The organism is Rhodoferax sp. BLA1, assembly GCF_013416775.1.
Classification (GTDB): Bacteria; Pseudomonadota; Gammaproteobacteria; order Burkholderiales; family Burkholderiaceae_C; genus Rhodoferax.
The window spans coordinates 471,638-493,987 of sequence record NZ_SZVI01000012.1; the positions used below are offsets into that span (position 1 = coordinate 471,638).

Below are 22,350 nucleotides of genomic sequence, written 5' to 3' on the forward strand. Positions count from 1 at the left end.
GTCAAACCATTTCGCTGAAGGTTTGTTTAACCGCCGCCGCGCCCAAGTTGGCGTACTCCGAGATGCTGCTGGCGACTGAGCTCATGCCATCTGCCACCGAGGAGGCCGCATCACCGACGCCGTCCACAACCGATTCGGTTGCCTCGCTGATGCCATCGGCCATCGAGGTGGCGGTTTCGCTGATGGCGTCCACACTGTTTTGCGCCAGGTCGGAGATGTCGGTGTACAGCTCGGTCAAGCCGTTCTCCACACTGTCAGCCGCATCAGCGATGGCGTTCCCGGCATCGCTGAAGGCGTCACCAACGGCGTCGAAACCCTCGCCAGCGAGTTCACTGAGTTTGTTCAGGCTCTCGGCGCTGAAGGTGACAACGGCGCTGGCGGCATCGCTGATCTCATTGGCCACCGACGAGCCATAGGCCTTGGCAGAGTCGTAGACGGAAGACGTGGAACTGAGGGCCGTCGACGACGGCATATAAGAAGTCACCGAGCTGATATTACTCACAATCATCTCCTGGGGTTAAGTGGAAAAGGTGAGGAAATATTAGGGCTGCTGGTGAATGCTTAGCTTTTTATAAAAAGCATCAAAACGAGATACCTCGGTGCTTGAAAATAACTCCTTCATCCAAAGTTATTAAATTGGATATATTCGATGCCATCACTTAACGCGATGCATATCTATTGGATAAATTGTTTCTGGTTGGACACAAAAGTATCGCCAAGGGGTCGACGTGTGAGGGCGAACAGGCCCGCTGCAAGGGGCCAACGCAGGATGCGTCGGTGATCACCCCAGCTTGGGGGCGTTTGAGTGGCCGACCCCAGCAGCTCAGGCTTCCAGCCGGTAGTGCAGGCGCAAGTGCTGTTTGAACTGCTTGATGATCAGCAAAGCGTCCTTGAGCAGGTCGCGGTCGAGGGTGCCCAGGGTGTTGAGCTCAATCAGGTTGCTGATGGGTTGCCCGAGGGACTGTTGGCGCAGGTTGTTGCGCAGTTTCATTGCCATCAGCAAGTGCAGGGTTTCCACCAGATCACGCACCAGCGTTGTCGGTAACACCTGCCGGTGGGCCAGTTCCTGCAGGCGCTCGACCGTGCCCAGTAAGTCCAGTCGATGCTCCAGGGCCAGGGCGCGGGTGCCGTGCACGATCGGGAAGGTGCCGATTTTTTTCAGGTCAAAAGTCTCTGGCCCGCTGACCTGCAATTTGGTGATGCGGCTCCACCAACCTTGTGTGGGCTCGGCAAACTGGTCAATGGCGCTGGCCATGCGGGCCATGTAAGACAGGCTGCCGGTGGCCAGATTCAGAGCATGTTCGCGGGCGTTGGTCAGCAGCGAGGCGTCGCCAGAAATGGCCCGGGCATCCAGAAAAATGGCCAGGTTCATCTTGCCTTCAGGGTCCGCGTTAAACAACCACTGGCCAATGGTCTCGCGAAAAGCCGCCAGGGGTTGGCACCACAGCGGGTTGGTGATCATGATGTTGCCCGGGCAAGGCGGGTAACCAAAGGTCAGCAGGGCGGCACTGAATTGGCCGGTGATGCTGGCCAGATCCGCACAGCTGTAGCCATCGCGCAGCAGCAGGGCGTTATCCTGGTCGGTCTTGAGGATTTGTTCACTGCGGCCCTCGCTGCCCATCACCAGCAGGCAACTGTTTTGCAACAGCTCAGGCGGTGCCAGTAGCGACCACAGCCTGGCAAAAATCTGGCCATTGAGTTCACTCACCAGTTTGGAGATGATCTCGATGCGCATGCCACCACGCTGCAGCATCTTGATCGAATCGTCCACCTGAATCGCCGCTGCGCGCAAGTCATCCACCGAGCGCGCCTGTTCCACCTGCAGCGTGATCAGGTGCGAGTGGTTGGACATGAAACTCATCAGATCGAGCTGGCTCAGCAGGCCCAGAACGGTGTCGCCGTCTTTCACCAGCACCCGGTGTACCCGGTGCCGCAGCATGATCAGCAGGGCCTCAAACAGCTCCGCCTCTGGCCCCAGTGTGATTAGATCAAAACGGGCCACATCCCTTATGGGCAATAGGTGGGGTGCTACAGGTTTTAATAAAGCGTCACGCAGGTCGGTGGTCGTGAACATGCCGATGCGTTCGACCCCCTGCTGCACATCACGCACCAGCGCGTTGGTTAATTTGTGCTGAGCCAGCAGGCGACACACCGCCACCACGTCGAGCTGACCGTCGACATAAAAGGGTTTTTGCAAATAGGCGTCTTTGACGCGCACCAGCATCAGCGACATCAGTTCGCGGTTGTGGTCAATGTCCTGGTCATTGGCCAGATCGGCGGCCATGGTGGCAAACACCCGGGCACTGAAACGCGGGTTGTTGGCCAGCAACGGCATCAGGGTGGTTTTGGGGATCTGCCAGGCCAACACATCGTCCAGGGCCACCACACTGGCATGGTTGCGCTCGGTCAGCAACGCACGCCAGCTGATGGACTCGCCCGACGTCAACACATGCACATGTTCATCTTCTTGCAGCTGGGCATGCCCGTCACGGATCACCCACAGATGCTGGGGTGTGCTGTCGGGCACCAGCAACCGGTCTCCGGCGGTGATGCGCACATGCAACGCCACCTCGCGCAGCCGGGTTTGTTCGGTGGCGCTCAGCTCGTTGAAGGGTGCGGTATCAAAAGGAAAAATGAAAGACACGGTAGCTTTCAATCAAAAAAAGGGCTGCAGACAGTAGCGCCAGCAGCCCTTTGAACGGATGACCTCGCTAGCCAAAGAGGCTGAGGCGAGGCTTTATCTGTCGTCAGTGGCCGGACGCACCTGAGGCACCGATGCCGGTTTCCGAGCGCACTTGCTGCGCCAGGAAACCATCGCGGTCTTTGGCAGCACGTGCACTCTTGTCAAGCACCGAAAACAGCCAGATGCCAACAAAACCGATGGTCATCGAGAACAGCGCCGGTGAGGTGTACGGGAACAGGGCCGAACCTTTGGGGTTACCCAGCGTGGCTTCCCACACCGAAGGTGACACCACCGTCAGGGCAACGGATGAGATCAGGCCCAGAAAGCCACCGATCACCGCACCTTTGGTGGTGCAATCTTTCCACAGCACCGACATGAACAACACCGGGAAGTTGGCCGAGGCCGCAATCGCGAAGGCCAGCGACACCATGAAGGCGATGTTTTGCTTCTCGAACACGATGCCCAGCGTCACCGCCAGAATGCCCAGGCAAATGGTGGTGATTTTGGAGATGCGCAACTCGTCGGCACTGTTGGCCTTGCCTTGTTTGATCACGGTGGCGTAAATGTCATGCGACACAGCGGACGCCCCTGAGAGGGTTAGGCCCGCCACCACCGCCAGAATCGTGGCAAAAGCCACCGCCGAGATGAAGCCCAGGAACACATTGCCACCCACGGCGTTGGCCAGGTGGATCGCCGCCATGTTGCCGCCGCCACGCAGACCACCCTTGACCGGGTCAAGAAACTCGGGGTTGGTCAGCACAAAAGTGATTGCACCAAAACCAATGATGAAGGTCAGCAGGTAGAAGTAGCCGATCCAGCCGGTGGCCCACATCACCGAACTGCGTGCCGCTTTGGCACTGGGCACGGTGAAGAAACGCATCAGGATGTGGGGCAGGCCAGCGGTACCAAACATCAGCGCCATACCAAAGCTGATGGCCGAGATCGGGTCCTTCACAAAGTTGCCCGGTCCCATGATCGACTGGCCGGCCGCTGCTGCCACTTCGGCAATCTTGCCGTCTTTGAGCGCCAGGTCGGTCTTGATCTGTACCGCAGAGGCAAACATGGCTTCGGGGCTGAAGCCGAAATGCCACAACACCGACAGCGCCATGAAGGACGCCCCACCCAGCAGCAAACAGGCCTTGATGATCTGCACCCAGGTGGTGGCGGTCATGCCACCAAACAACACGTAGACCATCATCAGTGCGCCGACGATGATCACCGCAATGTAGTACTCCAGACCAAACAACAGCTTGATCAGCTGGCCTGCACCCACCATCTGGGCGATCAGGTAAAACGCCACCACCACCAGCGTGCCCGAGGCCGCAAAAATGCGGATCGGTTTTTGCTCGAAGCGAAAGGCCGCCACGTCAGCAAAGGTGAACTTGCCCAGGTTGCGCAGACGCTCGGCCATCAGGAAGGTGATGACGGGCCAGCCCACCAGGAAACCGATGGAGTAGATCAGGCCGTCGAACCCGCTGGCCATCACCGCCGCAGAAATACCCAGGAAGGATGCCGCCGACATGTAGTCGCCAGCAATCGCCAGACCGTTCTGAAAGCCGGTGATGCCGCCACCTGCGGTGTAAAAGTCAGCGGCCGATTTGGTTTTGGCGGCTGCCCACTTGGTGATGAACAGCGTCATGACCACAAAGGCGCCAAACATGCTGATGGCCGTCCAGTTCGTTGCCTGTTGTTGCGCCTGGCCCAGATCGGCGCCCGCAGACCAGGCGGCCGCCGACACGCCAAGCAGCGCTGCCAAGATGGCAATTTGTCGGGTGGTATCGTTTTTGAACCTCATTTCAGCACCGCCTTGGTAATTTCTGCTGTCAGATCGTCGTATTCGCTGTTGGCGCGACGCACATAAATGGCGGTGATGAGCACCGTGAACACAATGACACCAAAACCAATCGGGATACCGATGGTCATGACACCCGCACCGAGTTTGGTGGCCAGGAACTCCTTGTTAAATGCCACCAGCACAATGAAGCCGTAGTAGACGATCATCATCGCCCAGGTCAGCGTCCAGCCAAAGCTGCTGCGCTTGGCTTTGAGCTCCTGGTATTTCGGGTGGCTGATCACCCGCTGTATCAAATCGTCTTGCATGGGTTGTCTCCGGATTGTTGCTGTGATGGGGCTAGGCTAAGTGGCACGACTTACCCATTACTGACCTCTTTCTCCCGCGCACCATCTTTACGCCAGTGTTTACCCTAAGTTGTTGGTTTTCAAGGCAATTTCATAAGAAAACTGTAAGGAATGGCCGCGACAGTCACCAACGCAAAAGCGCGGGAACAGGTCGCGCAATGTATGTGTGTAGCCTCGACGCTGCACTACTTAAATCAATCGAGGAGACTTCATGAAGCATGACTACGATAGTGGTGCCTACTGGAAGGAGACCCTGAAACTGCTGAGGAATGTGCTGATCCTCTGGTTTCTGGTGTCCTTCGGGGCGGGCATTCTGTTTGTTGAATTTTTCAACCAATTCCACCTGGGTGGCTACCCGCTGGGTTTCTGGTTTGCACACCAGGGCTCCATCTACTTCTTTGTGGCTCAGATTTTTTATTACGCCTGGCGTATGAACAATCTGGACATCAAGTTTGACGTTCACGAAGACTGAGGGCTACAAGATGGATCTTCAAACCACAATTTATCTGATGGTGGGTCTGAGCTTTGCGCTCTACATCGGCATTGCCGTCTGGGCACGTGCCGGCTCCACCAGTGAGTTTTACTCGGCGGGCGGCTCAGTCCATCCGGTGCTCAACGGTATGGCCACCGGCGCCGACTGGATGTCGGCGGCGTCCTTCATCTCCATGGCGGGCCTGATCGCCAACATGGGCTACGGCGGCGGTCTGTTCCTGATGGGCTGGACTGGTGGTTATGTGCTGCTGGCCATGTTGCTGGCACCGTATCTGCGCAAGTTCGGAAAATTCACCGTGCCTCAGTTCATCGGTGACCGCTTCTACTCCAAGGGCGCAGCCATGATCGCGGTGATCTGCCTGCTGACCGCGTCGCTGACCTACATCATTGGTCAGATGACAGGGGTGGGGGTGGCGTTCTCGCGCTTCCTGGGCGTGTCCAGCGACGTGGGTATTTATGTTGGTATGGGCATCGTGTTCCTGTACGCGGTGTTTGGCGGCATGAAAGGCATCACCTACACCCAGGTGGCGCAGTACATCGTGCTGATTTTGGCCTACACCATCCCGGCGATCTTTATCTCTCTGCAACTCACCGGCAACTTCCTGCCGCAGTTGGGGCTGGGGGCTGACCTGACCGGTACCGACATGTCCTTGTTGGCCAAACTGGACTCCGTGGTGACTGACCTCGGTTTTGGCAAGTACACCACCACCACAGCGGGCAGCACGCTCAACATGTTCATGTACACCCTGTCGCTGATGATCGGAACCGCCGGTTTGCCCCACGTGATCATGCGATTCTTCACGGTGCCCACCGTCAAGGACGCACGCTCCTCTGCGGGCTGGGCACTGGTGTTTATTGCCATCCTCTACACCACTGCACCCGCCGTGGCGGCCATGGCCAAACTGAACCTGCACTCCACCGTGAACACGGCCGTAGTCAAGGGCGGTGACTTGTATGCCCCTGAAGCCTCGATCAAGGCGGACGAACGTCCGGACTGGATGAAGCGTTGGGAAAAGACGGGTCTGTTGAAGTTTGAGGACAAAAATGGCGACGGCCGTATCCAGTACTACAACGACGCAACCAAAAATGACGCCGCCAAAGCCAAGGCCGCCGCCGCAGGCTGGAAAGGCAATGAGCTGACCGTGAACGCCGACATCATTGTGCTGGCCAACCCGGAAATTGCGTTGCTGCCCAACTGGGTGATTGGTCTGGTGGCTGCGGGTGGTCTGGCCGCCGCGCTGTCCACGGCTGCTGGCTTGCTGATGGCGATTTCTGCCGCTGTATCGCACGACCTGATCAAGAACATCTTCATGCCCAGCATCTCTGAGAAGGGTGAGCTGTTGGCGGGCAAGGTGGCGATGGCGGTGGCGATTGTGATCTCTGGTTGGCTCGGCTTGAATCCGCCAGGATTCGCGGCGGGGACAGTGGCACTGGCCTTTGGTATTGCGGCGTCCTCGTTGTTCCCGGCGATCATGATGGGCATTTTCTCGAAGAAGATGAACAAAGAAGGCGCCATGGCCGGCATGTTGGCGGGCTTGTTCATCACCTTGTTCTATGTGTTTGCACACAAGGGCATTTTCTTCATCAAAGGCACCGACTTCTTGCCGCTGATTGGTGGCGCCAACCCATTCTTTGGCATCACCCCTGAAGCATTCGGCGCGGTGGGTGCTTTGGTGAACTTTGCGGTGGCCTTCCTGGTGGACAAGGTCACGGCGGAACCGCCCGAGCACATCCAGCACATGGTCGAGTCGGTGCGTGTGCCACGTGGCTCCAAGCTGGTGGACGGTGCCCACTGACCGCTGTGTTTGATTGACACGGGTCGCTGGCTTGTTTGCCGCAGGCCAGTTTGACAAAGCAAGCCCTGTCAGCCATGCTGGCGGGGCTTTTTTTCAGAACTGGCACAAGCCAGCCCAGCGTTTCAGTGACGCACATGACGTGCAGGTTTTTCAGATTCTTGACTGGTATTGGAGGGTGTGAATGGTTTTCGACATCAGCGTCGCCATGACGTGGATTTTGTTTTTGGCACTGTTTCCGATCGGGTTTTTCTGGTTGCGTCGGGCTTGGCGCATCACCGTGCGGCGAGATTTCTCCGAAGTGGCCACCAAGCGCGGCGAGGCACCACCCGATGCCCCCAAATGGGCACCTTATGAGATGGCCATCAATTTGGTGGCAGGTGGCGTGATCGCCTGCGTGGTGGTGGCGGTGATTCTGGGCGAATGGGACTACAGCACCTGGAGTGCGGTGGCTGGTAGCACCATCTGGTGCAAGTTTTTTGCCAGCTTTGCCCTGAGCCGCCATGCACACGCCAAGTGGGGTAAGGCCAAGGTCTGAGCCCGGGAGTTCCATGAAGCCCATCGACCGCCGCCTGTTGCTGGCCATTGTGGTCATTGGCCTGGCCACCATCGTCTGGCTGGCGCTGACCATGGGCCTGATCACCTCGACCCTGGCGCCAGAACAGCGGGCGCTGATCACCGAGCAACTGGCGCCACGTCTGGCGCTGATTGGGTTGACCTGGGGGATGGGGTTGGTGTTGATTGCCGCCACTTTGCGTTGGTTGTTCCGGCGTTACGCCAGCGCCCCGGCACGTTTGCTGGAGCAAACCCGGGTGTTGTTGGCCGCAGACCAGGCCGCACCGATGCAGCACCAGGGCACCCAGGAAACGCAGGAACTGGCGCAGGTGGTGTTCCAACTGGCCAGCCAGCGTGACCAGTTACGCCACGAGATGGCCAGCCAGGTGGCCCAAGCCAGCCTGGGCATCCAGCAGGAAAAAGACCGCCTGGCGGCCCTGATGGCCGAGCTGACCCAAAGTGTGGTGGTGTGTAACCTGGACGGCCGTATCCTGCTCTACAACAACCGGGCGCGGCTGCAGTTTCGCACTTTGTCCAATGTGCCCGCGCTGGCCGGTGGTGCTGAACTGGTGGGTATTGGCCGCTCGATCTACGCGGTGTTTGACCGTGCCCTGGTGGCGCACGCCATCGACAGTATCCAGCAGCGCCTGCTGCGTGGTGCCGCCAACCCGTCGGCCCAGTTTGTCACGAGCACGACCGCCGGCCAGCTGCTCAAGGTGCAGATGGCGCCGGTGCGCACCAGCAATACCGACGACGCCAACAACGCGCTGAGCGGATTTGTGCTGATGCTGGACAACGTGACCCGGGCCTTTGAGGAAGAAAAGCGGCGCGATCAGATGCTGCATACGCTCACCCAGGGCTGCCGCGCCTCACTGGCGGGCATGAAAACCGCATTGGCCACGCTGGAGGCCTCGGAGCTCACAGGTGAGCCCCGCTCGCGTCAGCGCCAGATCCTGCACGACGAGATGAACAGCATGGCCCAGCGCATCACCGACCTGGACAAGCAGGCCAGCCATAGCCAGAGCACCCGCTGGCCATTGGAGGAGATGCTGGGTGCCGACATGTTGCTGGTGGCGCAACAACGCATTCAGAAACACTGCCAGCGCACGGTGTCACTGGAGCAGCTCGACGACAGCCTGTGGCTGCGGGTGGACAGCTATAGCCTGATCCAGGCGCTGGTGTATCTGTCGGCACGGCTGGTGGATGAGTTCGATGTCAGGTTCCTGCGTCTGCGCTTGTTCTCAGAGAACGGCGTGGCCAAGCTCGACCTGATCTGGACCGACCAGGTGATGAGCACCGAAACCGTGATGATCTGGCAGATGGACAGCATGCAGATGGGCGCCGAGAGCACCCGTTTGAGTGTGCGCGATGTGGTCGAGCGCCATGGGGGTGAGCTGATCTTTGCGCGCGAACGGGTGCGCCACGAGGCCTTCTTCCGTTTTGCCCTACCCCAGGTGAATGTGCAGGACCTGCCCGAGACCGCCACCCTGGGGCACAGCAACAGCCGCCCTGAGTATTACGACTTCGATCTGTTCCAGAGCACCGACCAGACCAGCGCATTGGATGACCGCCGTCTGAGTGAGCTGGCCTACACCGTGTTTGACACCGAGACCACCGGCCTGAACCCGTCCGAGGGCGATGAGATCATCCAGATCGGCGCCACCCGTTGTGTCAACGGCAAACTGCTGCGCCAGGAGAGTTTTGAGCAACTGGTCAACCCCGGGCGACTGATCCCGGCAGCCACCATCCCGATCCACGGCATCACCCAGGAGATGGTCCGTGGTCAGCCCCGCATCACCGAGGTGTTGCCCGCGTTTCACCGCTTTGCCAGCGACACCGTGCTGGTGGCACACAACGCGGCGTTTGACATGAAGTTCCTGCAGCTCCAGGAAGCCGCCACCGACCTGAAGTTTGACCAGCCGGTGCTCGACACCTTGTTACTCTCAGCCGTGGTGCACCCGGCCCAGGAGTCTCACCGGCTCGAGGCGATTGCCGAGCGCTTCAACATCACCGTGCTGGGCCGCCACACCGCGCTGGGCGATGCCTTGGTGACCGCCGAGGTCTGGCTCAGGTTGATCCCGCTGCTGCAGGCCATGGGCATCCACACCCTGCGCCAGGCGCGTGAGGCGGCACAAAGCACCTATTACGCGCGGCTTAAGTACTGAAAACTTGTGCCCGTTCAATCGGATTGAGCAAGAGGTTGCATGTTGGCTTGAGGTGCTATTGTTAGTGGAGCTATCAGCCCTTTTGAAATAAGGGCTAGAGGCTAAAAACGTCCGCCGGCGTAACGTTTGCTCAGCACCTCTTGCAGGGTCTGCACCACCCCAAACGCCTCTTTGAGCTGGCTACGTTCAAAGTTGGACAGCTCTTCTAGGGCCAGGAAGTTGTCGGGTGCCTGGCCCTGGGCCGTTTGGCGTGCCTGGTGGGCCAGGCGCAGCTTGCCCAGAAACTCCAGCGCGTCGCGCAGGTCACGCGCACTTTGTTCGCTGACCTGCCCGGCATTGGCTGAGAGCGCCAGTCGGTCATGTGTGTTGGCCGCAGACACCCCGGCCGCCAGCGCGTAGATGCGCGCCAGATCCACGATCGGCACGATGCCACTGTGTTTGAGGTCGATGGTGTGGGGATGGTCGCCACCTTTGCTCAGGGTGATGTTGCCAAACAAGCCCAGCGGCGGGCGGTGTTTGAGTGCGTTGCTGACCATGTGTGCCAGAAACAGGCTGTTGCCCCGGGTCAGTGTCAGCACGTCCTGCCGCAATGTCTCCAGCAGCTCGGTTTGGCCGTGGATGCCGCGCAAATCAAAAAACACACAGGTCAGCATCAGCGCCCTGGGCTTGGGCTGGTTGACCCATTTGTGAAAGTACTCGGCCCAGACCCGGCGTGGTTGGCGCCAGGTGTCCGTCATAGCCATCATCTCACCGGGGCAATGGATGTAGCCGCAGGCCGCCAGGCCGTCACACACTTTTTGGGAGAACTGCTTGAAATAGTCGCCATGGCTGGCCTCGTCAAAACCGTCGTCCAGGATCAGGCAGTTGTCCTGGTCGGACTTGGCGGTCTGCTCGTTGCGGGCCTGGCTGCCCGCCGCAACCCAAAGGTAGGGCAGGGGTGGCGGGCCAAGTGCCTGCTCCGCCAGCTGGATCAGCCGCACGGTCAAAGCGTCGGTGATGGCGGTGATGATGTGGCCGGTGCTGTAGGCGTTGGCGTCGGCGTCCACCAACTGCTGCTGCAGCTGTTTGACACGGGCCGTGAGTGTTTGCAGGCCCTCCAGCGTGGTCTGTTGGTAAATGTCGGAGGCCAGGTGCACCGGAGAGGCGCGGTGTTGTTCGGTCAGGTTGGTGGTGGTGACCATGCCGATCAGTTCACTGCCATCCAGCACCGGCAGATGGTGGATGTGGTGGCGCGCCATCAGCAGCAGGGCTTCGAACGTGGGGCTGTTGGCCTGCACCGTTTGCAGGCTGCGGCTGGCGATGTTGACCACCGGCTGGTTCACATCCAGGGCGTTCGCCACCACTTTGTTGCGCAGGTCGCGGTCGGTCACCAGGCCCAACAGCTGGCCGTGCTCTACCAGCAGTACGGAGGACACACCGTGTTCGCGCATCAGCTGGGCGGTGGCCTGGATGCTGGTGTCGGGCGTCAGGCTGATGGGCCTGCGCTGCACCAGCGTCCGGACCGGGGCGCTGATCTGGTTCAAGGCTTTGGCCGCCGTTTGCCGGGTGTCGGGCTGGGCACTCTGCTGCATCACCGATGGGAAGAAGTACAACAGCGCCGGGTGTTTGGTGCACAGGCTTTGCAGCAACTCCGGCGCCAGCCAGGCCAGCTCGCAGTCGGTCAGCGCGGTGGCTTGCCAGGCCCGCAACTGTTGTTGAGGTGTGGCCCCATAACCCAGCATCTGCCCGCGCCCCAGGCGCACGGACAGGCCCAGGTCCGGGTCCTGCAACTGCACCTCGCCGTGCAACACCAGTCCCAGGCGGCTGCCCAGTTGGCCCTGGGCCAGCAGCACCGTGTCAGCTGAAACACTTTGCAGCTGGGCCTGGGCTTCCAGACTTTTGAGCGTTTTGACCGGCAAGTTTTGCCAGGCGGGGTGCTGTGCCCACAGGGCGGTCAGCGGGTGGGTCTGGGCGCTGGTGGAGGTGCTGGGCATGGTGTGGCGCAGGACGCTGTGGGGTGGATCAAACGGCGGTCAGTGTCTGGCCTGGCGCCCGCCGTGGCCAAATTTGAGGATACGTGTGGCAATCACCGTCTCCGTCAGGAAACACAACAACGCCAGCAAAAAGCTGCCCACCCCCGACAGGAACAGCACGGTGGCCACCTTGAAACTCTCGATTTCGGTGGTTTCACCGAGAAACAGCGCCATGATGGTCAGTCCGATCTGGATCGCACACAAGGTCAGCAGGCCAATACAGACGTTCACCAGGTTGCCGCGTTTGCGCAGCTGTTTGAGCTCGGCGATGATGGTTGGCATCGGGCAGTCGTGAGGAGCGGCTTCGATACGGCCCTCCAGCAGGCGGGCGCGGTCGATGATGCGTGCCAGCCGCCCGGCCACGGTGCCAATCATGCCAGCCACCGCGGTGAGTAAAAACACCGGCGCCACCGCCAGCTGGATACCGTGCGAGACGGCGCTGACATCTGTTGCAAAAAACATCTTGCCTCCCGAGGAGTCAGGTCAAACCACGTGGTGAAACTGTCAAAAACGCCGGGCATGGCGCACCAGTGCCCAGCAGGCGGCCAGTGCCAGCAGACTCAGCAGCAGCGGGAAACCCAGCGCGGGTGACCACTCGATCAACGCGCCAGACAGTGCCGACGCCATCAGCCCGCCCAAAGTGTAGGTCAGCACCAGCACTGCGGTGCTGTTGACCAGGGTCAGCCCTTTTTCGCGGGCACCGATGTCGACCATGGCCAGGGTGTAGAGCGCACCACCCGCCGCACCCCAGACCGCCACCATGGGCCAGACCAGAACCTTGGCGCCGCTGACCCAGGGCAGCAGCAGGGTCGACAGCAGGATCATTGCGGCACACACCGCCATCAGCGTGCGTCTGCCTTGTGCCGGGTTGGCAAAACGGTCGGCCAGCATGCCCGAGGGCAGGGCGATCAGGGTGCCACCGGCCCCACTGACGGCCACCAGCAGGGTCGCGGCGCTGGCGCCCAGGCCCAGTGACAGCCCGTACAGCGGCAGGATTGAGGCCAGGCCCAGCTCAAAAAAGCCACCCAGAAAACCGGCCAGCATGATCACCGGGTGGGCCAGCACTGCCTGCCACAGCCCGCGCAGGCCCACGCTGGCGCTGTGGCTGTCGTGGTCGGGCGGCAGGCGCGGGATCAACGCCGTCCAGGCCAGGCCGATGACCAGCAGCGCCACCACCAGCCACAAGGCCACGTTGTTGTCGGGCCCAACCCAGGCCAGCAAGGTGGGGCCAATCACAAAGGTCAGCCCAACCAACGTGGCATAAGTGCCTATGTAGCGCCCGATGTTGCGCGGCGGTGCAAATTCGGCAATGAAGGCCTCGGCCAGCACCCAGCGCAGGCCACCGGTGATGCCCGCAGCCAGTTCCAGCACAAACCAGACCCACACCACATCGGTCAGCATAAAACCCAGCGCCGCGATGATCGGCACGGTCGATGCCACCCACATGGTTTGGCGCCGCCCCACACGCCGGATCAGCTGCGAGGCAAACGGCGTCATGACAAAAATGCCGAGCCAGGTGGTGGCGGCAAACAGGCCCGCCAGGGTGGTCGAGACCTGCACGTTTTTCAGCATTAGCAGCATCAGCGGGCTGAGCATGAAGATGCCCGATAGCTGGAACAGGGTCGAGCCAAACACCGCCAGCAGGCCGACCGGTGAGCCCTGGTTGGGTGCAGAAAGAGCTGGGTGATTTGCGCTCATACCTGCCTCAGGCCAGGCGTGCCTGCAGGATCGCCTGGGCCATCTCGGCAAAACCGGCGCCGCGTTCACCCACAGTCTCATAACGCGGCCAGTGTTGCAACTGGCCATCAAAGTTGTGGATGTTGGCCACACCCACGCTGTGCGGGAAATGTTGAAACATCAGCTGGTCGTTGGTCGAGTCACCCACATAGACCCAGCGATCCAGCTCATCGTCAAGGTTGCGATGAAACAGGGTGGCCACCATCCAGCGTGCAGCTGCAAGCTTGTTGTGCGAGCCGTACCAGCCGTTGATGTGGATGCTGCTGACGGTGGCCTGCATGCCCTCTGACTGCATCAGCGCCACCACCTGCGCCACCTTGTCCGGCGCCAGCGTTGTGTGTTCTGCGTGGTCGATGGCGATGTCGGTCTCGCGCCCGGCGCTGTCTTGTGAGAGCGTCGTGCCGAGGATCTCAGACAGGATGCGCTGGGCCACTTGCTGTAGCTTCTGCGTGTTGATGACCCGCTCGGCGGCTTCGATGTAATATATTTTTGATAGCTGTTGACCCTGATCTAATAAGTGCTGGTGGCCATTTTGGCTTAGAAGTGTTGGCGCAAAGGCGACACCGCCGTTTTCCGCCACCATCGCGTCCACCGCCCAGGCCGGCAAGCCGCGGGCGACATCGCCGTACGCATGGGGTTCACACCAGCCAATCGGCCGCCCGGTGATCGGAATCACAACCAGCCCGGCGGCTTTGAGGTCTGCCAGCGCCTGCAAGGCATCTGGCGTGATGGCCTGATGGGTGGTCAGGGTGTCGTCGATGTCGGTGAACACACCGATGATGCCCCGGCGCTGCGCCAGCGGCCAACTGGACAGCGGCAGCATCGGGTCGGGCATGTTAGCCAGCGCTTTGCAGCGCCAGCCCGGCATGTTCGCGCAGCGGATGGAAGTGGATCTTGGGGAAACGTTCCTGCGCCAAGCGCACATCGTACGGGCTGGTGCACAGGTAGGCCAGGGTGTCGGCGGCGTCGCGCGCCATACGCTGCGGGTAGGCGTTGACAAAGTCCTTGAGTTCCTGCGGCGTGTCAGCCGTGATCCAGCGCGCGCCGGTGTACTGGCTGTTTTCGAGCCGCACATCGGCATCGTATTCACTCTTGAGCCGGTGTTGCACCACCTCAAACTGCAGCTGGCCGACCGCGCCGAGCAACATGTTGCCGCCCATCTCGGGGCGGAATACCTGGATCGCGCCTTCTTCACCGAGCTGCGCCAGACCCTGTTGCAGCTGTTTGGTGCGTAACGGGTTTTTCAGGATCACGGTGTTGAACATTTCCGGCGCAAAAAACGGCAGGCCGGTGAACAGCAGGTTGACCGAGCCGTCTGTGATGGTGTCGCCCAGCTGCACGCCACCGTGGGTGGTGAAGCCGACGATGTCGCCCGCGTAGGCTTCTTCCACTGCCTCACGGCGCTGGCTCATGAAGGTGACCACACTGGTCGGGCGCAGTTCCTTGGCGGTGCGCATCACTTTGAGTTTCATACCCGGGGTGTATTTGCCGCTGGCCATACGCACAAAAGCGATGCGGTCGCGGTGGTTGGCGTCCATGTTGGCCTGCACCTTGAACACCACACCACTGAAGGCGCCGTCCTCAGGCTGCACCTGTTTGATGACAGGCTGCTTGTTGACAATGAAGCTGCTGGTACGGGCACCGGGTGAGGGGGCCAGGTCCACCAGCGCGTCGAGCACCTCCATCACACCGAAGTTGTTGACGCCCGAGCCAAAAAACACCGGGGTCTGTTTGCCCGCCAGGAAAGCTTCGCGGTCAAACGTTGGGGAGGCGCCGGTGGCCAGTTCCATACTCTCGAGTGCGGTGAGCCACTCGCTACCGAAGCGCGCTTCCAGCGCGGCCGGGTCAGACAGGGGCATGGCGTCGAAGTCGTGCGGCAGGCGCTCCGACCCGGACTCAAACACCGTCATGATCTGGGTGCGCAGGTTGATGATGCCGCCAAAGGTTTTGCCCTGACCGACCGGCCAAGTCATCGGCACACAAGGCATACCCAGCTCACGCTCGACCTCGTCGAGGATGTCGAGGGGGTCGCGCACCTCGCGGTCCATCTTGTTGACGAAGGTGATGATGGGTGTGTCGCGCTGGCGGCAGACCTCGATCAGGCGGCGGGTCTGCGACTCCACCCCGTTGGCCGCGTCGATCACCATCAGCGCCGAGTCCACCGCCGTCAGCACCCGGTAGGTGTCTTCGGAAAAGTCCTTGTGGCCGGGGGTGTCGAGCAGGTTGACCACGTGGTCGCGGTAAACCATTTGCATCACGCTGGAGGCCACCGAGATGCCGCGTTGTTTTTCAATTTCCATCCAGTCGCTGGTGGCGTGGCGCGTGGCCTTGCGGGCTTTCACCGAGCCGGCGATCTGGATCGCGCCCGAGAACAGCAACAGTTTTTCGGTCAGCGTGGTTTTACCCGCGTCAGGGTGGGAAATGATGGCAAAAGTGCGGCGGCGGCGGGTTTCAAAAGCGTAAGTCACAGGAGATTCTCAGGTCGGCAGCGTTGGGCTGGGTCGGGCTTTTGACTGGGCTCAATCGGCGAAAGGCCGCTTTCATTGAGCCACGTCAATCTGAAGCGGTTTATATCCATTTTAAAGGGCCTTGGCCTCTGTTCCCCGTCGGCTATTGGTGCTAAATTCAAAGTGCTGTTGTGAAGCCCATGGCCCAGCCACAGCGACCTTTCGTGCACCTTTTTTTGTAGCTTTCTAGGCAACAGCCGCTTCGGATACACAGCACCATGGCCATTCAAAACCTGCCCACCCAAGTCTTTGCCGGGCAGCGCCCAGGCACCTCCGGCCTTCGTAAAAAAGTGGCTGTTTTTATACAGCCCAGGTACCTGGAGAACTTTGTCCAGGCGCTGTTGGATGTGCTCAATGGTCTGGCGCCAGATGGCCAGGTTGGCACCGCACTGCATGGCCAGACGCTGGTTCTTGGGGGCGACGGGCGTTTCTTCAACCGGGTGGCTGTCCAGACCATTTTGAAGCTGGCAGCAGCCAATGGCGTGCAGCGGGTGTTGTTGGGCCAAGGCGGCATTTTGTCGACCCCGGCGGTCAGTGCGGTGATCCGGCGGCGACAGGCGTTTGGTGGCATCGTGCTCTCGGCCAGCCATAACCCGGGCGGGCCTGACGGTGACTTTGGCATCAAGTACAACGCCAGCAATGGCGGGCCGGCCAATGAAACCCTGACCGAAGCGGTGTATGCGCGCACGCAGGTCCTGAGCCAGTTGCGCATCAGTGATGCGCCAGACATCGACATCAACACCCTGGGCAGCTGCCAGATCGAGCAAATGCAGGTGGAAGTGATCGACCCGGTGGCCGACTATGTGGCCGTCATGCGCGACCTGTTTGACTTCGACATGCTGCGTGGTTTGTTCAAGCAGGGGTTCACCCTGCGTGTGGACGCGATGAACGCAGTGGGCGGTCCGTATGCCAAGGCCATTTTGGAGGGCGAATTGGGCGCGCCAGCGGGCAGCGTGGTGAATGCCGTGCCGCTGGAGGATTTTGGCGGCCTGCACCCTGACCCCAACCCGGTCAATGCCGAAGACCTGATTGCCCACATGAGCGCCGCAGCTGCGCCTGATCTTGGTGCGGCGATGGACGGGGATGCGGACCGCAACATGGTGCTCGGGCGCCACTTTGTGGTGACACCCTCAGACAGCCTGGCGCTGATGACGGCGCATGCCCGGCTGATTCCAGGTTACCGCGATGGCCTGCTGGGCGTGGCGCGTTCGATGCCCACCTCGGCGGCGGTGGACCGGGTGGCCAAGGCGCTGGGCATGGACTGTTTTGAGACCCCCACCGGCTGGAAGTTTTTTGGCAATTTGCTCGATGCCGGGCGCGTCACCCTGTGTGGTGAGGAGAGTTATGGCACCGGCTCCAGCCATGTGCGTGAAAAAGATGGTTTGTGGGCCATTCTGTTCTGGCTGAGTTTGCAGGGCGCCACCGGCCGCTCGGTGGAGTCGCTGGTGCGTGAACATTGGGCCACCTATGGCCGCAACTATTACTCCCGGCATGACTACGAGGCCATCCCCACCGAGGTGGCCGATGGGCTGATGTCGGCTCTGCGTGCCGCCTTGCCCGGGCTGCAGGGGGCGCAGTTGGGTGCACGCACTGTGGTGGTCGCCGATGACTTCGCCTACACCGATCCGGTCGATGGCTCGGTGTCCGCCAAGCAGGGCGTAAGGCTCATTTTTGACGATGGCGCGCGCGTCATCTTCCGTCTTTCAGGCACAGGCACCGAGGGCGCCACGCTGCGCATTTACCTCGAAAACTACGAGGCCGATGTGAGTCGACAGGACCAACCAGTCCAGGCGGCTCTCGCAGACCTGATCGCAGTTGCAGAGCAGGTCGCCGGTGTGCGTGAGCGCACTGGCATGGCCGGTCCGACTGTTGCCACCTGATGGCTGATTCCTTGGCATTCCTTCACTTTGAAAGCGAGTTGAACCTATGTTGAACGAGACGGAACGGGCCCCTGAAACGCACCAACTGGTGCGCCACACAGTGGCATTGGTGCTGGCCGGTGGGCGAGGAACCCGGCTCAAACAGCTCACGGACTCCCGCGCCAAGCCGGCCGTTTATTTTGGGGGCAAGTTCCGCATCATCGACTTTGCTTTGTCCAACTGCTTGAACTCCGGCATCCGGCGTATGGCGGTGGTCACCCAGTACAAGTCGCACTCGCTGATGCGTCATATGCAGCGTGGCTGGAGTTTTTTGCGCGCTGAACTCAATGAGATGGTGGATCTGCTGCCCGCGCAGCAGCGCGCCGGGGAAGAACATTGGTACCGCGGCACGGCCGATGCCATTTTTCAGAATCTGGACATCATCCGCTCCAGCAACCCCAAATACATCGTGATTCTGGCGGGTGACCATGTCTACAAAATGGACTACTCGATCATGGTCCGAGACCATGTGATGCATGGCGCAGGCTGCACCGTGGGGTGTATCGAAGTACCGCGTGCCGAAGCCAGTGCGTTTGGCGTGATGGCGGTCAACGAGACGCGGCGCATCACGGCCTTTGTCGAGAAGCCGGTAGATCCGCCGCCGATGCCTGGCAACGATGCGGTGTCGCTGGCCAGCATGGGGATTTATGTGTTTGATGCCGAGTACCTTTACCAGCTGCTGGAGGCAGACCTGGACAACCCTGCATCCGAGCACGATTTTGGCAAAAACGTGATTCCTGCGGCAGTGGCAGAGGGGCAGGCGCTGGCGCACCCGTTTGGCCTGTCTTGTGTGTCGCGTGTGTCGGGTTCCCAGCCGTATTGGCGCGATGTGGGCACGATAGATGCTTTCTGGTCAGCCAATCTGGATTTGGCCTCGACGGTGCCTGAACTCGATATTTACGACACCGACTGGCCGGTCTGGACCTACCAGCGTCAGCTGCCACCCGCCAAGTTTGTCCCCGACAGCTTGGGTCAGAATGGGGTGTCTGTGAACACGCTGGTGTCTGGCGGTTGTATTGTGTCGGGATCGTATGTGGCACATTCGGTGCTGTTCTCGGAGGTGCGGGTGCATTCCTTCTGCCGCGTTGAAGAAGCGGTGGTGTTGCCCGATGTCACCATCCAGCGCAACTGCCGTTTGCGCCGTGTGGTGATCGACCGGGGCTGTGTGGTTCCCGAGGGATTGGTGGTGGGTGAAGACCCGGCGCTGGATGCGCAAAGGTTTGAGCGCACCGAAGGAGGCGTGGTGTTGATCACACCTGCGATGTTGGCCAAGCTTTAAGTTATAGAAGAGTTTTCTCAATGAATGTGTTGCAAGTCAGTGCCGAGATTTTTCCCCTGCTGAAAACGGGAGGGCTTGCGGACATCGCAGGGGCTTTGCCCGGGGCTTTGCAGTCGGTGGGCTGCCAGGTGCGTGTGGTGTTGCCCGGTTTCCCTACCATCCTGGCGGATCTGTCTGACGACTGGGTGCTGGCGGAGTTGACCGCGCCCTGGGGTGAACGCTTGCAGCTTCGGCAAGGCAAACTGCGCACCTTGGGGCTGGACGCCTATGTGATCGATTTGCCGCATCTGTATGACCGGCCTGGTAGTCCGTATGAGGATGTGTGGCGTCAGCCCTATGCCGACAACCACCGGCGCTTTGCGCTGCTGGGCTGGGTGGCGGCGCAGCTTGCGCATGGGCTCGATCCCCATTGGCAGCCCCAGGTGGTGCACAGCCATGACTGGCACGCGGGCTTGACCTCTGCCTACATGGCGTTTTTGCCACACCGTTCGCCGCGTGTGGGTACGGTGTTCACCATCCACAACCTCGCCTACCAGGGTGTGTTTTCGCCAGCCTGTTTTTACGAGCTGGGTTTGCCGCATGCTGCTTTTGCTTTGAATGGTGTCGAGTTTTATGGCCAGGTGTCTTTTATGAAGGCCGGCTTGTACTACGCAGACCACATCACCACGGTCAGCCCAACCTACGCGCGCGAGATTCAGACGCATGAACAAGGCTGCGGGTTTGATGGTCTGCTGCGTACCCGCTCAGCGGCCTTGTCGGGCATCTTGAATGCGGTGGACGATGCGGTGTGGAACCCCGCGATAGATCCCTATGTGAGTGAAACCTTTGATGCAGACAACATCGCAGGCAAGGCGCGCTGCAAGGCCGCCTTGCAGCAAGAACTGGGGCTGACGGTGCAGTCCGAGGCGCCCTTGTTTGGTGTGGTGAGTCGCCTCACGGGTCAAAAAGGTTTGCATTTGGTGCTGGGTGCGGTGGATGCCCTCCTGGCCCGTGGTGGGCAACTGGTGGTCTTGGGCACAGGTGAGCCCCATCTGGAGTCACTCTTCAAGGCCAAAGCGGAACAACATCCCCACGCTGTGTCGGTGCGTATTGGTTATGACGAGACCTATGCCCACCGGATTTTTGCGGCCACCGATGTGACGCTGGTGCCTTCGCAGTTTGAGCCCTGTGGCCTGACGCAGATGTATGGTCTGAAGTACGGCAGTCTGCCGCTGGTCCACCGGGTGGGTGGGCTGGCCGACACGGTGGTCGACTGTTCCCTGGAAAACATGGACGAGGGTCGCGCCAACGGCTTTGTGTTCAACAACTTCAACCAGCAGGCGCTGGAGCGCGCCATGGCACGTGCCTTTGCGCTCTACGCCCGCAAAAACGAGTGGGAGAAGGTGCGTGACTGCGGCATGCGCCAGGATCTGGGCTGGCAAAGTGCCGCCCGTCAGTACCTGACTCTGTACCAACATTTGTACGCGTGAGTTTTTTTGTCTGTGAAGGGGGCGAGCTGGCTTGGCGCCAGAAGCCCCGTTCTCTTTTGTTGGAACAACCGAATGCCTAGTTCTTTGATGGATCTGCGTCGTGCTGGTGTGGTGTTGCATCCCACCTCCTTGCCTGGCCCGCATGGCTCAGGTGACCTGGGTCCCAACGCCTACTATTTTGTGGACTGGTTGAACAAGGCCGGGCAGACGCTGTGGCAAACCCTGCCCTTGGGGCCGGTGGGGCCGGGGTTTTCCCCCTATATGGGCAGTTCGGTGTTTGCTGGCAACCCGATGTTGGTGGCCTTCGAACCGTTGGCCGAGCGCGGCTGGTTGGCTGCCAGCAGCTTGCAGGTCGAGTTTGATGATGTGAAGGTGGACTACCCTGAAGTGTTGCCCTGGCGCATGGCCAGGTTGCGCGAAGCGTTTGCCGGGTTTGTCGCCACGGCGACGCCACATGAGCATGACGCTCAGGCGCACTGGGTGGCCTCACAGCAGATCTGGCTGGAAGACTATGCGCTGTTCATGGCGCTGGACCAGGCCTACGCCCCTCTGTTGTGGCCACAATGGCCACAGCCCCTGGCGCAACGTGAGCCTGCCGCACTGGCCGAGGCACGACGGGTGTTCGCTGATGAACTGGCGTTTTGGCGCTTTGTGCAATGGCAGTTTGACAGCCAGTGGCAAGCGCTCAAGTCGTATGCCCACAGCCAGGGTGTGTTGATGGTGGGTGACTTGCCGATTTTTGTGGCGCACCACGGCGCAGATTGTTGGGCGCGGCCGGATCTGTATTTGCTCGACGCCAGTGGCCAGCCGCGTGTGGTGGCTGGGGTGCCGCCTGACTTTTTCTCGGCCACAGGGCAGCGCTGGGGCAACCCCTTGTACAACTGGGAAACCATGCAGGCGGACGGCTACCAGTGGTGGGTGGAGCGAGTCAGGCGACAGCTGGCCTTGGCCGATGTGATCCGTATCGACCACTTCCGGGGGTTCATGGATTATTGGGAAATCCCGGCAGATGAACCCACCGCCGTCAAAGGGCGTTGGCAAGACGGGCCGGGGGATGCCTTGTTTGAGGCGTTGACCCAGGCGCTAGGCCCGTTACCCATCATTGCGGAAGACCTGGGCATCATCACCGATGCGGTGGTGCGCTTGCGTGAGCGCACGGGTTTTCCGGGCATGCGGGTGTTGCAATTTGCGTTCTCGGGGGATGCACATCACCCGTTTTTGCCACACAACTTTGAGCCCAATACCGTGGTCTATACCGGTACCCACGACAACGACACGGTGCTGGGTTGGTGGGCCAATTGCAGCGCCCATGAGCGGGCCTTTGCGCAACGTTACCTGGATGTTCAGGACACAGACCTGACCTGGGCTTTGTTACGTGCGGCCGCCATGTCAGTGGCCCGCCTGTCCCTGTGCCAGTTCCAGGATGTGCTGGAGCTGGGCTCCGAACACCGCATGAATGTGCCAGGCACCACCTCGGGCTGCTGGACGTGGCGTTTTTCTTGGGACTGGGTTACCCCACAGGCCTCGGTGCGCCTGGCACACATCACGGCGGCCAGCGCCCGCGTTGGTTTCGAGCGGCTGGATTTGTCGGCCTGATACC

At 60.6% G+C, this 22,350-nt stretch carries 17 protein-coding genes; 8 read left to right on the forward strand and 9 right to left on the reverse strand.

All coding sequences use genetic code 11. The features are described from left to right. Position 1: 1 nt before the first annotated feature. The 4 genes from FDG13_RS14945 to FDG13_RS14960 all read right to left on the reverse strand — a co-directional run bounded on the left by FDG13_RS14945 (position 2) and on the right by FDG13_RS14960 (position 4,783). On the reverse strand, positions 2-502 hold the full coding sequence (locus FDG13_RS14945; protein WP_180129195.1) for a hypothetical protein: 501 nt from the start codon (positions 500-502) through the stop codon (positions 2-4). Between the two features lie 321 nt (positions 503-823). Then, positions 824-2,644 (reverse strand): DUF294 nucleotidyltransferase-like domain-containing protein, encoded by a 1,821-nt coding sequence (locus tag FDG13_RS14950; RefSeq protein WP_180129198.1) that lies wholly within the window; start codon positions 2,642-2,644, stop codon positions 824-826. A gap of 103 nt (positions 2,645-2,747) precedes the next feature. After that, positions 2,748-4,478 carry a cation acetate symporter gene (locus tag FDG13_RS14955; protein WP_180129201.1) on the reverse strand — a complete coding sequence of 577 codons (1,731 nt, stop codon included), beginning with the start codon at positions 4,476-4,478 and terminating at the stop codon, positions 2,748-2,750. Further along, positions 4,475-4,783: a DUF485 domain-containing protein gene (locus FDG13_RS14960; protein WP_180129204.1), complete on the reverse strand. Its 309-nt coding sequence runs from the start codon at positions 4,781-4,783 to the stop codon at positions 4,475-4,477. Before FDG13_RS14960 ends, FDG13_RS14955 begins: the two co-directional genes overlap by 4 nt. 250 nt (positions 4,784-5,033) lie before the next feature. Between FDG13_RS14960 and FDG13_RS14965 the strand changes: the two genes are divergently transcribed. From FDG13_RS14965 to FDG13_RS14980, 4 genes are all read left to right on the forward strand, one after another. Next, on the forward strand, positions 5,034-5,294 hold the full coding sequence (locus FDG13_RS14965; protein WP_180129207.1) for a DUF4212 domain-containing protein: 261 nt from the start codon (positions 5,034-5,036) through the stop codon (positions 5,292-5,294). A 10-nt stretch (positions 5,295-5,304) separates the two neighbouring features. Beyond that, complete coding sequence (locus tag FDG13_RS14970) at positions 5,305-7,110, forward strand: sodium:solute symporter family protein (protein ID WP_180129209.1); 1,806 nt, start codon at positions 5,305-5,307, stop codon at positions 7,108-7,110. A gap of 181 nt (positions 7,111-7,291) precedes the next feature. Continuing rightward, entirely contained in the window at positions 7,292-7,645 is a 354-nt protein-coding gene (locus FDG13_RS14975; protein ID WP_180129212.1) for a hypothetical protein, read from the forward strand. A gap of 13 nt (positions 7,646-7,658) precedes the next feature. After that, a complete protein-coding gene (locus tag FDG13_RS14980) occupies positions 7,659-9,827 on the forward strand; it encodes a 3'-5' exonuclease (protein WP_180129215.1) in 2,169 nt (722 codons plus the stop codon). Positions 9,828-9,928: 101 nt separating this feature from the next. Here the strand turns inward: FDG13_RS14980 and FDG13_RS14985 are convergent, their stop codons facing one another. Genes FDG13_RS14985 through FDG13_RS15005 form a run of 5 tightly spaced genes read right to left on the reverse strand, consistent with a single transcriptional unit; the run spans position 9,929 to position 16,044 of the window. Beyond that, complete coding sequence (locus FDG13_RS14985) at positions 9,929-11,800, reverse strand: putative nucleotidyltransferase substrate binding domain-containing protein (RefSeq protein WP_180129218.1); 1,872 nt, start codon at positions 11,798-11,800, stop codon at positions 9,929-9,931. Between the two features lie 39 nt (positions 11,801-11,839). Then, entirely contained in the window at positions 11,840-12,301 is a 462-nt protein-coding gene (locus tag FDG13_RS14990) for a DUF2721 domain-containing protein (RefSeq protein WP_180129220.1), read from the reverse strand. 42 nt (positions 12,302-12,343) lie between these two features. Continuing rightward, the gene (locus tag FDG13_RS14995; RefSeq protein ID WP_180129223.1) at positions 12,344-13,537 is read right to left on the reverse strand and encodes an MFS transporter; all 1,194 of its coding nucleotides are present in this window, start codon (positions 13,535-13,537) and stop codon (positions 12,344-12,346) included. A gap of 7 nt (positions 13,538-13,544) precedes the next feature. Next, a complete protein-coding gene (locus FDG13_RS15000) occupies positions 13,545-14,399 on the reverse strand; it encodes an HAD-IIB family hydrolase (protein ID WP_180129520.1) in 855 nt (284 codons plus the stop codon). Positions 14,400-14,412: 13 nt separating this feature from the next. After that, positions 14,413-16,044, reverse strand: a complete 1,632-nt coding sequence (locus tag FDG13_RS15005; RefSeq protein WP_180129225.1) for a peptide chain release factor 3 — start codon at positions 16,042-16,044, stop codon at positions 14,413-14,415. Between the two features lie 257 nt (positions 16,045-16,301). Between FDG13_RS15005 and FDG13_RS15010 the strand changes: the two genes are divergently transcribed. The 4 genes from FDG13_RS15010 to malQ all read left to right on the forward strand — a co-directional run bounded on the left by FDG13_RS15010 (position 16,302) and on the right by malQ (position 22,346). Next, positions 16,302-17,963, forward strand: coding sequence for an alpha-D-glucose phosphate-specific phosphoglucomutase (locus FDG13_RS15010; RefSeq protein WP_180129228.1), 1,662 nt, complete (start codon positions 16,302-16,304; stop codon positions 17,961-17,963). A gap of 46 nt (positions 17,964-18,009) precedes the next feature. Next, complete coding sequence (glgC, locus tag FDG13_RS15015; protein ID WP_180129231.1) at positions 18,010-19,281, forward strand: glucose-1-phosphate adenylyltransferase; 1,272 nt, start codon at positions 18,010-18,012, stop codon at positions 19,279-19,281. 20 nt (positions 19,282-19,301) lie between these two features. After that, complete coding sequence (glgA, locus tag FDG13_RS15020) at positions 19,302-20,750, forward strand: glycogen synthase GlgA (RefSeq protein ID WP_180129234.1); 1,449 nt, start codon at positions 19,302-19,304, stop codon at positions 20,748-20,750. A gap of 72 nt (positions 20,751-20,822) precedes the next feature. Next, positions 20,823-22,346, forward strand: coding sequence for a 4-alpha-glucanotransferase (gene malQ, locus FDG13_RS15025; RefSeq protein ID WP_255435270.1), 1,524 nt, complete (start codon positions 20,823-20,825; stop codon positions 22,344-22,346). Positions 22,347-22,350: the final 4 nt, after the last annotated feature.

Excerpts from the sequence above, each read along its gene's own strand:
- FDG13_RS14955 (WP_180129201.1), bottom strand. The coding sequence starts at position 4,478 with ATGAGGTTCAAAAACGATACCACCCGACAAATTGCCATCTTGGCAGCG.
- FDG13_RS14960 (WP_180129204.1), bottom strand. The coding sequence starts at position 4,783 with ATGCAAGACGATTTGATACAGCGGGTGATCAGCCACCCGAAATACCAG.
- FDG13_RS14965 (WP_180129207.1), top strand. The coding sequence starts at position 5,034 with ATGAAGCATGACTACGATAGTGGTGCCTACTGGAAGGAGACCCTGAAA.
- FDG13_RS14970 (WP_180129209.1), top strand. The coding sequence starts at position 5,305 with ATGGATCTTCAAACCACAATTTATCTGATGGTGGGTCTGAGCTTTGCG.
- FDG13_RS14975 (WP_180129212.1), top strand. The coding sequence starts at position 7,292 with ATGGTTTTCGACATCAGCGTCGCCATGACGTGGATTTTGTTTTTGGCA.
- FDG13_RS14980 (WP_180129215.1), top strand. The coding sequence starts at position 7,659 with ATGAAGCCCATCGACCGCCGCCTGTTGCTGGCCATTGTGGTCATTGGC.
- FDG13_RS14985 (WP_180129218.1), bottom strand. The coding sequence starts at position 11,800 with ATGCCCAGCACCTCCACCAGCGCCCAGACCCACCCGCTGACCGCCCTG.
- FDG13_RS14990 (WP_180129220.1), bottom strand. The coding sequence starts at position 12,301 with ATGTTTTTTGCAACAGATGTCAGCGCCGTCTCGCACGGTATCCAGCTG.
- FDG13_RS14995 (WP_180129223.1), bottom strand. The coding sequence starts at position 13,537 with ATGAGCGCAAATCACCCAGCTCTTTCTGCACCCAACCAGGGCTCACCG.
- FDG13_RS15000 (WP_180129520.1), bottom strand. The coding sequence starts at position 14,399 with ATGCTGCCGCTGTCCAGTTGGCCGCTGGCGCAGCGCCGGGGCATCATC.
- FDG13_RS15010 (WP_180129228.1), top strand. The coding sequence starts at position 16,302 with ATGGCCATTCAAAACCTGCCCACCCAAGTCTTTGCCGGGCAGCGCCCA.
- glgC (WP_180129231.1), top strand. The coding sequence starts at position 18,010 with ATGTTGAACGAGACGGAACGGGCCCCTGAAACGCACCAACTGGTGCGC.
- glgA (WP_180129234.1), top strand. The coding sequence starts at position 19,302 with ATGAATGTGTTGCAAGTCAGTGCCGAGATTTTTCCCCTGCTGAAAACG.
- malQ (WP_255435270.1), top strand. The coding sequence starts at position 20,823 with ATGCCTAGTTCTTTGATGGATCTGCGTCGTGCTGGTGTGGTGTTGCAT.